13 protein-coding genes are annotated in these 12,245 nt (G+C 39.0%); all 13 read right to left on the reverse strand.

All coding sequences use genetic code 11. The features are described 5' to 3' along the window. Nucleotides 1-15: 15 nt before the first annotated feature. The 13 genes from A6B45_RS08605 to A6B45_RS08665 all read right to left on the reverse strand — a co-directional run bounded on the left by A6B45_RS08605 (nt 16) and on the right by A6B45_RS08665 (nt 12,218). On the reverse strand, nt 16-1,053 hold the full coding sequence (locus A6B45_RS08605) for a lipid II:glycine glycyltransferase FemX (protein ID WP_072614197.1): 1,038 nt from the start codon (nt 1,051-1,053) through the stop codon (nt 16-18). Between the two features lie 6 nt (nt 1,054-1,059). Further along, on the reverse strand, nt 1,060-1,710 hold the full coding sequence (locus A6B45_RS08610; protein WP_072614198.1) for a redox-sensing transcriptional repressor Rex: 651 nt from the start codon (nt 1,708-1,710) through the stop codon (nt 1,060-1,062). A gap of 97 nt (nt 1,711-1,807) precedes the next feature. Then, nucleotides 1,808-2,824, reverse strand: a complete 1,017-nt coding sequence (gene tsaD, locus A6B45_RS08615; protein ID WP_072614199.1) for a tRNA (adenosine(37)-N6)-threonylcarbamoyltransferase complex transferase subunit TsaD — start codon at nt 2,822-2,824, stop codon at nt 1,808-1,810. After that, the gene (rimI, locus tag A6B45_RS08620; protein ID WP_011680374.1) at nt 2,817-3,227 is read right to left on the reverse strand and encodes a ribosomal protein S18-alanine N-acetyltransferase; all 411 of its coding nucleotides are present in this window, start codon (nt 3,225-3,227) and stop codon (nt 2,817-2,819) included. Before rimI (A6B45_RS08620) ends, tsaD begins: the two co-directional genes overlap by 8 nt. Continuing rightward, on the reverse strand, nt 3,205-3,762 hold the full coding sequence (rimI, locus tag A6B45_RS08625) for a ribosomal protein S18-alanine N-acetyltransferase (RefSeq protein WP_072614200.1): 558 nt from the start codon (nt 3,760-3,762) through the stop codon (nt 3,205-3,207). The genes rimI (A6B45_RS08620) and rimI (A6B45_RS08625) overlap by 23 nt, the downstream gene beginning before the upstream one ends. Further along, a complete protein-coding gene (tsaB, locus tag A6B45_RS08630) occupies nt 3,746-4,456 on the reverse strand; it encodes a tRNA (adenosine(37)-N6)-threonylcarbamoyltransferase complex dimerization subunit type 1 TsaB (RefSeq protein ID WP_072614510.1) in 711 nt (236 codons plus the stop codon). Before tsaB ends, rimI (A6B45_RS08625) begins: the two co-directional genes overlap by 17 nt. A gap of 113 nt (nt 4,457-4,569) precedes the next feature. Next, complete coding sequence (gene ptsP, locus A6B45_RS08635; protein ID WP_072614201.1) at nt 4,570-6,285, reverse strand: phosphoenolpyruvate--protein phosphotransferase; 1,716 nt, start codon at nt 6,283-6,285, stop codon at nt 4,570-4,572. A 1-nt stretch (nt 6,286) separates the two neighbouring features. Beyond that, complete coding sequence (locus A6B45_RS08640) at nt 6,287-6,556, reverse strand: phosphocarrier protein HPr (RefSeq protein ID WP_002815800.1); 270 nt, start codon at nt 6,554-6,556, stop codon at nt 6,287-6,289. Between the two features lie 259 nt (nt 6,557-6,815). Continuing rightward, the gene (locus A6B45_RS08645) at nt 6,816-8,306 is read right to left on the reverse strand and encodes a carboxypeptidase M32 (RefSeq protein WP_072614202.1); all 1,491 of its coding nucleotides are present in this window, start codon (nt 8,304-8,306) and stop codon (nt 6,816-6,818) included. 149 nt (nt 8,307-8,455) lie between these two features. Beyond that, a complete protein-coding gene (locus tag A6B45_RS08650) occupies nt 8,456-9,469 on the reverse strand; it encodes an L-threonylcarbamoyladenylate synthase (RefSeq protein WP_072614203.1) in 1,014 nt (337 codons plus the stop codon). Continuing rightward, a complete protein-coding gene (prmC, locus tag A6B45_RS08655; RefSeq protein ID WP_072614204.1) occupies nt 9,466-10,458 on the reverse strand; it encodes a peptide chain release factor N(5)-glutamine methyltransferase in 993 nt (330 codons plus the stop codon). Before prmC ends, A6B45_RS08650 begins: the two co-directional genes overlap by 4 nt. Further along, complete coding sequence (prfA, locus tag A6B45_RS08660; protein ID WP_072614205.1) at nt 10,455-11,525, reverse strand: peptide chain release factor 1; 1,071 nt, start codon at nt 11,523-11,525, stop codon at nt 10,455-10,457. Before prfA ends, prmC begins: the two co-directional genes overlap by 4 nt. Nucleotides 11,526-11,606: 81 nt before the next feature. Further along, nucleotides 11,607-12,218, reverse strand: a complete 612-nt coding sequence (locus A6B45_RS08665) for a thymidine kinase (protein WP_072614206.1) — start codon at nt 12,216-12,218, stop codon at nt 11,607-11,609. Nucleotides 12,219-12,245: the final 27 nt, after the last annotated feature.

Genomic DNA, 12,245 nt, shown 5'->3' on the forward strand with positions numbered 1-12,245 from the left:
CGTTAAGCGCTAATTTCATTCAAATTGTTTAAGATATTCTTGATAACCAGATTCATCAATTACCCAATCTAGTTCACCAATATACTCAGCATGGGGATCATGGTAAGCAAATTCATGCTTGAATTTGTACAATCCATCTGAATTATCAAACTCACCGATGCCACCAAAATCGTACTCAACTTTGCTTAATTCAAGTCCCCACTTAAGCATCTCATATTGAATAGCTGCAGGCGCATTATGCTTTCCAAATTCACGATATGAACCAGCGTACATATACCAAATTTCATCACCATAAGAGAAACCAAGGCCACTGGCAATAACTTGATTTTCATAATGGGCTAGATAAACACGGAATAATCCCGTGCCAGCCCATAACTTTTGCATTCGTAAGAAATAGTCAATTGGTCGATGGGTAATACCATGGCTCTTCGCCATCGATACATATGTATCAAACAATGCGCGAATGTCTTCTTCACTATCACCACTTGTAACAGTAACCCCGTCACGAAAAGCACGACGAATATCATTTCTGACTTTCGGCTTAAAATGAAGCATTAACTCTTCTTCATTTGTAATGGGTTTAGCCCCTTCACCACGACCATCATAGTACAAAACAACATTCTTACGTGGTTGAATGTTACCATGCATATGCTCAACTTGTTTGTTTCTTGTTTTAAATCCAGCATCAATATACTTTTGATTTAACGCATCAGAATATGATACCTCAGGATCCATACGTACCAAAAATACATTATCTGGCAAAGCCGTCAATGCTTCATTAATCATTGACTTAATCAAGTCAATATCCTCAACATCAGCTACTGGCCCTCGGCCAACATAAGCTAATAGTTTTCCTGGCACTGCTTCGACGGTTAAAATAGACATAGCGGCATCAATTTTTCCGTCAGTTTCGTGGTAAACGTAAATGTGTCCCCAGTTGGATTTTAACTCTCCCCACAATGGATCCTGTGTTACTTGCCCACGGGGATTTTCACGAACGAATTGCTGGTAATCAGTTACTTTTTTGGAATCATCTAAATTTAAAATAGTCATGTGAAATTATAGTCCTGTCGTAATTGAGCCGTAGTTTTCGATGAAATAAACTAACGTCTGTAATTCATTTGTTAAGTCAACGTTTTGTACACGAACACCTGCCGGAACAGTTACACGCACCGGTGTAAAGTTTAAAATGCCCTTAACGCTCGTTTCTACTAATTGGTCTGTTATTTCTTGTGCTACGCCTTGAGGAACAGTTAGAATCGCGATATTGATGCGTTGTGCTGTCATCTGTTCTTGTAATTCTGCCATAGAATAAATAGGCACACCTGATAAAATTGTACCCGCACGTTTTTCGTCAGCATCAAATGCTGCTGCAATACGCATATTTGATGATTGATGGAAATTGAAATTCAACAGCGCTTGTCCAAGGTTACCAGCACCAATTAAAGCCACATTAATTAAGCTATCTTGGTCCAATACATTGGCAAAAAAATCTAAAAGCGCTTTGACATCATAACCATAGCCACGCTTACCTAGCGCACCAAAATATGAAAAATCTCGACGAATTGTTGCCGCATCGAACTTAATAGCTTCACTCAACTCTGAGGAAGAAATCCGTTCCTTGCCAGCATCATGTAAAAATGTTAGATAACGAAAATATATAGGTAGCCGCTTAGCAGTTGCACGCGGTATTTTAGGTTGTTGAGTCATAATTATCTCCATTAGTTAAACTTGTGAACTTTTGCATAACTAGTATACCATATATAAAAAGGTTTTAGCAAAAGATAGTGATGTTTTCACAATGATGTCAAGATTGTAACAATTCAAAATCTAATCCCGGATCCGTGTTTAAATCTAAATCAGCAAAAATATTTTTCTTGTAATTCCAATAACCTGCAGCACCAATCATTGCCGCATTATCCCCTGTATACTGCATCGGAACGGGGATAAATTCTGTCTTTGGAAAATCGTTTAATAGCATAGTCAATTCTTCACGTAATTGAGAATTTGCGGCGACACCGCCAGCTAATACGAAACTTTTAACGGGAAAATTTTCTAATGCTCGTTTTGTTCGACCAATTAATGCATCAACAACAGCATTTTGAAAGCTAGTCGCCAAATCATCCTGGTTGATTGTTTCCTCTTTTTGATTGGCGTGATGCACATAATTAATTACCGCACTCTTCAAACCAGAAAAACTAAAATCATAGTTATCTTCATGTGCCATGGCAGTTGGAAATTTAATGGTTGGTTGGCCTCTATGAGCCATCTCATCAATTGTCTTCCCAGCAGGATACGGCAAATTTAATAGCCGCCCAACTTTGTCAAAGCTTTCTCCTGCTGCGTCATCACGTGTTTCACCAATGACTTCAAATTGATTTTCTTCACGCATCAATACAAGTTCAGTATGTCCACCAGAAACCATTAATGCCATGGCTGGATATTTAATTGGTTTGTTGAAATTTGCCGCCGCAATATGGCCTGCTAAGTGATTAACTGGAATAACTGGCAAACCATGCGCCAGAGCAAATGTTTTCGCCCCCATTAAGCCTACTAATAAAGAGCCGACTAGTCCCGGTCCATATGTTACAGCAACCGCATCAAGCGCTTTGGGTTCTACATGAGCCGTGTCTAAAGCATCATTTAGTACCCGGGTAATCCATTCAATATGATGTCTACTAGCCACTTCAGGAACAATACCACCAAAGCGTTGATGTGAATTAATTTGAGTAGCCACACTGTTGCTTAGAACAATGTTACCGTCTTCAACAATGGCGACACTTGTTTCATCCGCACTTGATTCAAAGGAAATTATTTTAGTCAATTTTTTTCTCCATCATAATTGCATCATCACCATTTCTATAATATTTTTCACGACGATAATACTCTGTAAATCCCAGTTTTCTATATAATGCTTGGGCGCCTCCATTTTGTGCTGATACTTCAAGCAAAAATCGAGTAACTTGCTTCATATTAAAAATATGTTTAAAAATGTTCTGTGCTACACCTTGTTTTTGATAATCAGGATGTACTGCAACACTAACAATTTCAGCTTCATCAAGTATTGTCGTGACACCAACAAAACCACCATCCCCGATAAAATAAGCTGTCCTGGGACTAGCTAAATCATGTTCAAAAACGCTTTTGGGCCAAGGGGATGATCCAAAAGCAGCATCGGCTATATGCCATATCAAGTCAATATCTTCAGTTGTTGCTCGTCGAATCATCAAAGTGTAGTGCCATCGATACCGCATCTTCGCGATTATCGAGGTAATATCCTTTCTTAATACCTGTTTGCTTATAGCCTAGTCGTTCATACAATGCCAGTGCGCCTATGTTGGACACTCTGGCCTCCAAAGTCATTGATGACACATCGGTTTTTTTGGTAAACAATTTCAGCTCTTGCATGAGCATCGTGCCTAAGCCGCTATTTTGCCACACGGGCAGGACAGCTATATTAGTAATATGCATGTCATGAATGTCAGTGCGTAAAGCAGCACCAGCAAAACCAACAATTTGACCACGTCGTTCAATGACCAAATACAGTCGGACATGGGGACGTGACAGTTCACTCACAAAATCACGTAAAAGCCATGGCGCTGAACCATTATAAACTGCTTCTTCAATTTTTATTAGCATATCGATGTCTGACATCGTAGCTCGCCTTAATAAGAATGTTGTCCCTTGGACATCAACGACTTTTTCGGTATATTTTGGCAAACTATTTAATAAATGCTTTGATTTTCTAAATTTCAAAAACATAGTTTTCTGGTTTATCCTCACCAGGATGAGCAGCAATCCAGTTCAGCTCTGCTTGCGTTTTGCGTAGATAATTTGGATTAAAATCCTGAATATTTTCTGTAGGTGTTTCTTGCAACCCAAGTGTTACAATACCCACCCCATCCGGTAAACTCTCTTCTGGTGACAAAATTTTTGCGCGTTCACCAAAAAGCGTTTGCATTTCATCACTAAATTCTGAGGTATCACCCAAAAAAGTAATTGGTGCGTCCTTTGATTCCAAAAAAGCAAATAGATTTGTAATTGGCTGATGAGATTCAGCAAATATACTCACGCCATTTTGATATACACCAGCAAAAACGTTTCTATTGCGGGCGTTAAATAGTGGTACCACTAGCCCGTCAGCTTTAACTTGTTCCGCTAAAATGGCTAAGCTAGATACACCACATAATTCAGCATCCAAGGTATCGGCTAAAACTTTTGCCACTGTGACACCAATTCTTAATCCCGTAAACGATCCTGGCCCTTGAGCCACAACAACACGATCGATATCTTGTAGTGCCCAATTTTCAGAGGCCACAATATCTCGAATTGCTGGTAACAACTGAATGGAATGGTTACGTGCTACATTGGTAGTGAAAACGTTTTTTACGCTATTATTTTCTGCCAAGCTCACTGTTAGTGGTTGGTTACTTGTATCAAATGCTAAAATCTTCATAAGTTTAATTTTATCACAAATAATAAAACTTGAAGGAGAATTGTTATATTTATTAGTAGTTGTAAAAACGGTTATAAAGCAAAAAAAAACGCCAATGGCGCTTTTTCTAAACATTACTTGGTTGCTTTCTTAACTAACTCAATCACTTCGTCGTTCGTTTCAACGTCCAATGCTTTTTCAGCCAACACTTTCATGTCAGCTGTGTTGAGCTTTTTCATCAAGGAACGAGTTTGCAAAACAGATGGCGCACTCATTGAAAACTCATCTAATCCCATACCCACTAATAGTGGCACTGCCACAGGATCACCAGCCATCTCACCACACATTGCGACAAACTTGCCCTCTTTGTGCGCAGCTGAAATCACAGTATTAATTAATCGTAAGATAGACGGATTATAAGGTTGATACAAATACGCCACACGATCATTTCCACGATCCGCAGCCATTGTATAGGCAATCAAATCATTCGTACCAATAGAGAAGAAATCAACTTCTTTGGCAAATTTATCGGCTAAAATTGCTGCAGCTGGAATTTCTATCATAATACCCAACTTAACTTCACCCGTAGCCACGCCCGCTTTTTCAAGCTTTTCACGTTCTTCAAGGTAAATTTTTCTAGCAGCACGGAATTCGCTTAGTGTTGCAATCATTGGGAACATAATCCATAAGTTGCCAAACGCAGATGCCCGTATCAATGCACGTAATTGCGTGCGAAAAATATCAGTCTGATCCAATGAAATACGAATGGCACGATAACCTAAGAACGGATTCTCTTCTTCAGGTAATTTCCAATAATCAAGATGTTTGTCGCCACCAATATCCATCGTACGAACTGTAACGGGCTTGTCACCCATTTGTTCGACAACAGCCTTGTAAGCCTCAAACTGTTCATCTTCAGTTGGTAAATGATCAGATTCCATATACAAGAATTCTGTTCGATACAAACCAACGCCTTCAGAACCATTGTCTAAAACAGCTTGCATATCTTTTGGTGCGCCAATGTTAGCACCAACGATAAATTCTTTACCATCAGCAGACACTGATTTCTCATCTTTCAATTTAGCCCATTCCGCACGTTGTGCGAAATAATCGGCTGCCTTTTTTTGATAAGTAGCAAGTGTATCGGCATCAGGATTAACAATTACATCACCTGTCAAGCCATCAACAATAACCAAATCACCACTAGAAACTTCAACTGTTGCTTTTTCAGAACCAACCACCGCTGGAATTTCCAATGTACGTGCCATAATTGATGCATGAGCCGTTCGACCACCAAGGTCAGTTAAAATACCTTTTACGAACTGACGATCTAGTTGTGCTGTATCAGAAGGAGTTAAATCCTTTGATACAAGAATTACTTCTTCGTCAATTAATGCTGGATTGGGCAAAGAAATATTCAATAAGTGTGACAAAATGCGCTTCGTTACGTCACGAATATCTGCTGCACGTTCCTGCATATATTCATTATCCGTCATCGCGTCAAACATGCTGATGTACATATCTGTGACTTCTTTGACAGCTTGCTCAGCGTTAACTTTGTCATCTTCTATTTTTTGTTTAATTGCACCAGACATTTCTGGATCAGCCAAAACCATTAGGTGTGCTTCGAATACTTCAGCCTCTGCAGCACCTAAACTTTCGGTTGCCTTTGCCTTTATCAATTTAACATCATCACTAGAAGCCTTCAAAGCATCGTCGACACGTGCTTGTTCAGCCGCCACATTTGTTACTGTTGTCTTCTCAAAAGACAAATCTGGATCAACTAACAAGTAGGCTTTAGCAATTGCTACGCCGTTACTTGCCGCGATTCCTTTGAAGTTTTTCGTCATTTTATTCTGCTAGTCCTTCTGTAGCCATTGCTTCAGCAATTGTTGTCATGGCTGCTTCTTCATCAGCACCCTCAGTCTTGATAGTAACATCGGCTCCTTGACCAACACCTAATGACATTACACCCATGATTGACTTCAAGTTAACATCCTTACCTTGATATGACAAAGTAACATCTGAAGCGAACTTTGAAGCTGCTTGTACTAACAAAGTTGCTGGACGTGCGTGAATACCTGTTTCTGCGATGATATGAAAGTCTTTTGATTGTGCCATGTTTAAAATTCTCCTTTGTGCTGTTAATCAGCTTCTGAATATAGTTTATCAAAGCGCTTACAAAATATCAAGTAGAATATTGCACAAATCACTGTTATATCAAGCACTAAAGCTAGAAATGCCTATTTACCGGCTTTTTCAATGAAAACGTTTTCATTGATTATGTGTTCTCTTTTCTGAAAAATGGTTTGCTCATACTTGAAACAACTAATATCCACAATAAAAAAGCGTTAAACATCATCAGTTCAACGCCTTTTTCTCAATTAACATTTTCATACAGGCCGTTAACAAAGTCTAGCCAGTACTGTGGATTTAGAGGCTCTCCCGTAGCATCTTCCAATACTTTATTAGGGTCTACGGCCCCACCATATTGCCAAATATGCTCCTTCCGCCATTCAAAAATTGGTGAGTAATCGCCCGATTCAAAGATAGCTTTAAAATCTAACGTCTTTGTCATGGTTGCTCTAAATTGAGCTGCATATAAGTGACCGAGTGCATAACTTGGGAAGTACCCAAATGATCCGCCCGCCCAGTGAATGTCCTGTAAAATACCAGTCAAATCATCTGGTACTTCTAAACCAAGATATTCTTTATATTTCTTATTCCAGAGTGCTGGCAAATCACTTATATCAACGTTATCGTTAAAAATTGCTTTTTCAATTTCATAACGAATAATGATGTGCAGTGGATAAGTTAGCGGGTCCGCTTCAGTACGAATCAGTGTGGCTTCAGTTTTTAACCACGCTTGATAAAATTGATCAAAATTAATATCATCAAATGTTGGTGCCACAATTGCTTGTAACTTTGGATATTCAACTGCCCAAAATTCTTTTGATCTTCCAACCATAACTTCATTAAACAACGATTGCGATTCATGAATACTCATGCTGATTGGCAAAACTGAACGTACATCGTCATACTTAGAATCAACATTTTGTTCAAAGAGTCCGTGGCCTGCCTCGTGGAGAATGCCTAGAACTGCCATTTGAAAATTATTTTCGTCCCAACGTGTGGTGATACGAGCATCATCACGATTCAGAGCTTCCATAAATGGATGGATTGTATCATCTAGCCGACCTTTATTTAGGTTGTAACCCAATCTTTGTGCAGCCGCCATAGCATACTTACTTTGTTGTGCCTTAGTGACCTTACGACTTAAGAATTCATCATTCGGTATCGAATCATTGGCCGACAATTTGTGACGCAATGTTGTGATACCATTCTTAACTTGGTCAAATACTGCATCCAATTTTTCGACAGTTAGTCCTGGTTCATATTGATTTAATAAAACATCGTATGGTGTTTTTTCATTTTTTTGCCATAGTGGAATGAATTGCTTCAAATAGCTAATAATTCGTTCCAAATATGGCTGATAAACTTTATAGTCGTTAGCCTCACGCGCTCTTGCCCAAAAGTCTTGTGCTTCCGAAAGTGTTTTCTGAAAAGCAATAAAATCTTGTTCAGGAATATTGCCTGTCATATCAAAATCTTTACGTGCCTTTTGAAGCACAAGATGACCTAGATTATCTAATGATGAATCGTCAGCTTCCAAATCTTCTAATATCTTTTTTCGAGCACTTCCAGTTGAAACTTGGAATAACTTCTCAGCTAGATATGCGTCCATCTCTGCACGAAAATGTCCCGCATCCTTTGGCATCCCCGTCAAAGCATCCCAACCTGAAAGTGCAGCTATTTGTGTCAAAATAGTCTGCTCTTTAACTGAATCAAATAAATCGTGTTGTGTCGTCATATATAGCTCCTATTAGAATATTTTTAGTTAATAATCATTTTATCATTTCATTTGAAGAAATGTGTCATCATTTGTCATTATTTAGAAAACTGTCTTAATTAAAAATAAAAAGGAACTAGACCTGTTAGCAGATTTAGTTCCTTTTATTTTTAGTTTTGAAATTCCTGATTTCCCGCTGCTTTACCTAAACGATTATTAAAGGCCTTACCAATACCAATCGGCGGCATCTTTTGAACGTAAATCGTGGTTATCTGACTATCATCATCGTAAAAACGTAACCCAGCAAATAACTGTTCAGTAGCCGTTTCTAAGGTGTTTCCTAATGACCACGCCTGACGCTTCGTTAATCCCATTTTTTCAATCATATCATCTTGGGCCATTACAACATCATTTGGTGCAAGTACTTGTTTTAAGTCTAAGGCATCTAATTCGTCAAACATTACGACATTTTTGTCTGGGGCATAGTGGCGATATTTCATGCCTGGTGCCTTAGGTGTTACATTGCTCGCAACAGATTCTGTACTAGTTGCATCAATAACTTTCATTTGTAAAACATTTTCAAGTTGTGTTTGAGTCACTGCGCCTGGGCGTAAAATAATCGGTGTCGATATCGACATATCGACAACCGTTGACTCAACACCTACTTGCGTCGGTCCATCATCAACAATTCCGGCAATTTTATTTTGCATATCGTGCCACACATGCTGTGCTGTTGTTGGGGATGGCTTTCCTGATGTATTTGCGCTTGGTCCCACAATTGGTACACCAGCAGCACGAATTAACGTACGTGCCGCGTCGTTAGCAGGTAAGCGAAAAGCAACCGTCTGTAATCCACCGGTCACCAACATGGACACCTTTCCTGGTTTGATAGGTAGGATAATAGTTAACGAACCCGGCCAAAAATGGTCCATCAATCCCCTAGCTTGGTCAGAAATAGTTACAAATTCATCCAACTGTGCAGCGTCTGCTACGGTCATAATCAAAGGATTATCAGCAGGTCGTCCCTTAGCGACAAATACCTTTTTAATTGCTGATTCATTCGTTGCATCGGCTCCCAGTCCGTAAACTGTTTCTGTTGGAAAAGCAACTACTTCGCCTTTTTGAATAAGTCGGCTAGCTTCTTCAATATCATTTTTAGTGGTTTCAAAAATTTTTGTTTTCATTTTTCTACTCGAATCATGCGATCAAGACCTGCAAAATCTTGTCGCAAAGTTATCTTCGCTTTGGGCAATGCCGCTTGTAGTAACTGCTGTACTGCCTTTCCTTGTTTATAACCAATTTCAAAATACGCACGGCCATGTTCAGTTAAATGCGCATCTAATCCACGCGCAAGTTTTTCGTAAATTGCTAAACCATCATTTTCAGCAAATAAAGCTGTATGCGGTTCGAAAGTTAACACACTGTCATCCATCTCATCTTCATCACTATTAGAAATATATGGTGGATTACTAACAATAAGATCAAATTTCAATCCGCTTAATGCACTAAAAACATCGCTTTCAACAAAATGTAGATGTGATAAATTAAAACGTTGTGCATTCATTTCAGCTACCGTCAAAGCATCTTGAGAAATATCTGCGGCAAACCCTTTCACTCGCTGGTTCTCAAGCATTAATGTTTCAATAATTGCCCCACTACCTGTGCCAATATCTAACACAGAAACGGGATGTTTAGCATTACCAGCATCTTTCAAAATCCATTCAACCAGTTGCTCGGTTTCTGGCCGTGGAATCAACACACGTTCATCTACCATAAATTCACGGCCATAAAATGGTGCATGACCTAAAATATATTGTGGCGGCTTATTTTTAACTAATTCTGATACCCATGTGGGCCAAAGTGCCGCTAAAGCTGCCGGCATTTGTCGCGACATATTTGCTCGTAGCATACCATAATTAACATTCAGTGCTCCACTGAGAAGAAAATCAATATTATCCTTAGCATCTTCTGCCGGCATACCAACACTGGTCAGCTCTAAAAGAGCCCATTTTTTGGCCTCAAGCAATGAAATTTTTACTGTGGCTGAATTAACTGGTTTTTGAATGTCGTCCCATTCAAACCATTTTGGTGTGTTTAATTTGCTCGAAAGTACTTTGGAATCTGATTTAGATTTTTTAAACTGATCTGGCGTTTCAAAATGCTTTCCAGTCATTTGTTTAGTTCCGCCAACTTTGCTGTTTGATCTGCAATAACCAATGCATCGATAACCTCACCAAGTTCACCGTTCATAATACGATCCAACTTATTCAGTGTCAGACCAATGCGGTGATCTGTTACACGATTTTGCGGATAGTTGTAGGTTCTGATTCGTTCCGAACGATCACCAGTTCCGACCGCTGATTTCCGCTGTGCTGCATATTCAGATTCATTTTGTTGTGCATAAAAATCATAAACACGACTTGCCAATAACTTTCGGGCCTTATCACGGTTTTTAATTTGCGTTCTCTCTTCTTGCATCTTAACCATAATACCTGTTGGTTTGTGAATTAAGCGAACTGCTGTTGACACCTTATTGACGTTTTGTCCACCAGCACCACCTGAACGGAAAAATTCTTCTTCCAAATCTGATTCATTTAGTTCAAAGTCAATTTCTTCAAATTCTGGCATGACACCAACCGTTGCTGTGGAAGTATGAACACGTCCTTGCGTTTCAGTAGCCGGAACACGTTGCACTCGATGAGCACCAGATTCAAATTTTAGCTTAGAATAAACATTGTCACCCGTAATCATAACAGCAACTTCTTTATAACCACCAACTTCAGTACTGCTTTCATCAATGATGCTCAATGACCAGTTTTGACGTTCGGCATACCGACGGTACATGTCTAATAGGTCAGCAGCAAAAAGTGACGATTCATCCCCACCAGCTGCTCCACGTATTTCCATGATAATATTTTTATCGTCGTTAGGGTCTTTTGGCAACATCAAAACTTTCAATTGCGCTTCCAATTGTTCCTTTTCAGGTCTCAAGGTATTGAGATCTTCTTTAGCTAAAGGTGCCATTTCAGCATCATTTAAAAGTTCTTCGGCATCTTGAATATCTTGAATTACCTGCTTATAACGTGTATAAACTTCAACGGTTTGGCGTATTTCACCAGCTTCTTTAGAAAGCTTCATATAATGTTGACCATCATTCATCACTTCAGGATCAGCCAGTTGCTCATTTAGCTCATCATAGTGATCAACGACGGTTTGTAAAGATTGAAATATTGGATCCATTTTATTCTCCAGTAGAAGCTGCCAGTGCTGACACACTAACAACATTTTATTTTTTATGTACAGGGTCGATGGCCCCTTGATTCACTGATCATGGTCAGTTGAAAACATCTCAGCAATTTTATCTAAGTCGGGATTAAACCAATGGTGACGACACGTAGGAATATAAGCTTCATCGCCACCAATGAAAACTTGCGCACCTTCGCGTTGTGGTTTTCCATCAACAATACGTAATTGAGTCGTTGCCTTCTTGCCACAAAATGAACAAATTGTTTTCATTTCTTCTAATTTATCAGCTAATTCGATTAAGCGTTTTGAACCTTCAAACAAATGATTAAAAGCATCTTGTTTTAAGCCAAAAGTCATGACAGGAATATTAAGGTTATCAACAACATACGCTAGTTGATCAACCTGTTCAGCGGCTAAAAATTGCGCTTCATCAATTAACACTACTGCTAAATTATCATTTTTCATTTTTTTAATTAATTGATACAAATTTTGATCTGGTTGAACTGTCACTGCTTCACGAGACAAACCAATTCGACTAGCCACAACACCAACACCATTTCGTGAATCCACAATAGGTGTCATCAACAACACTTTCCGACCTTGTGATTCATAATTATGGGCGACCTTGAGGATTTCAATAGACTTTCCGGAACTCATTGCGCCATATTCAAAAAATAATTGTGCCATATCTTTACTGTGTTTAATCCATAGATT

The sequence above is a fragment of the Leuconostoc suionicum genome, assembly GCF_001891125.1.
GTDB lineage: Bacteria > Bacillota > Bacilli > Lactobacillales > Lactobacillaceae > Leuconostoc > Leuconostoc suionicum.

Excerpts from the sequence above, each read along its gene's own strand:
- tsaB (WP_072614510.1), bottom strand. The coding sequence starts at position 4,456 with ATGAAGATTTTAGCATTTGATACAAGTAACCAACCACTAACAGTGAGC.
- A6B45_RS08645 (WP_072614202.1), bottom strand. The coding sequence starts at position 8,306 with ATGACGACACAACACGATTTATTTGATTCAGTTAAAGAGCAGACTATT.
- rimI (WP_072614200.1), bottom strand. The coding sequence starts at position 3,762 with ATGTTTTTGAAATTTAGAAAATCAAAGCATTTATTAAATAGTTTGCCA.
- ptsP (WP_072614201.1), bottom strand. The coding sequence starts at position 6,285 with ATGACGAAAAACTTCAAAGGAATCGCGGCAAGTAACGGCGTAGCAATT.
- A6B45_RS08605 (WP_072614197.1), bottom strand. The coding sequence starts at position 1,053 with ATGACTATTTTAAATTTAGATGATTCCAAAAAAGTAACTGATTACCAG.
- A6B45_RS08640 (WP_002815800.1), bottom strand. The coding sequence starts at position 6,556 with ATGGCACAATCAAAAGACTTTCATATCATCGCAGAAACAGGTATTCAC.
- A6B45_RS08650 (WP_072614203.1), bottom strand. The coding sequence starts at position 9,469 with ATGAAAACAAAAATTTTTGAAACCACTAAAAATGATATTGAAGAAGCT.
- A6B45_RS08665 (WP_072614206.1), bottom strand. The coding sequence starts at position 12,218 with ATGGCACAATTATTTTTTGAATATGGCGCAATGAGTTCCGGAAAGTCT.
- prmC (WP_072614204.1), bottom strand. The coding sequence starts at position 10,458 with ATGACTGGAAAGCATTTTGAAACGCCAGATCAGTTTAAAAAATCTAAA.
- rimI (WP_011680374.1), bottom strand. The coding sequence starts at position 3,227 with ATGATTCGACGAGCAACAACTGAAGATATTGACTTGATATGGCATATA.
- A6B45_RS08610 (WP_072614198.1), bottom strand. The coding sequence starts at position 1,710 with ATGACTCAACAACCTAAAATACCGCGTGCAACTGCTAAGCGGCTACCT.
- prfA (WP_072614205.1), bottom strand. The coding sequence starts at position 11,525 with ATGGATCCAATATTTCAATCTTTACAAACCGTCGTTGATCACTATGAT.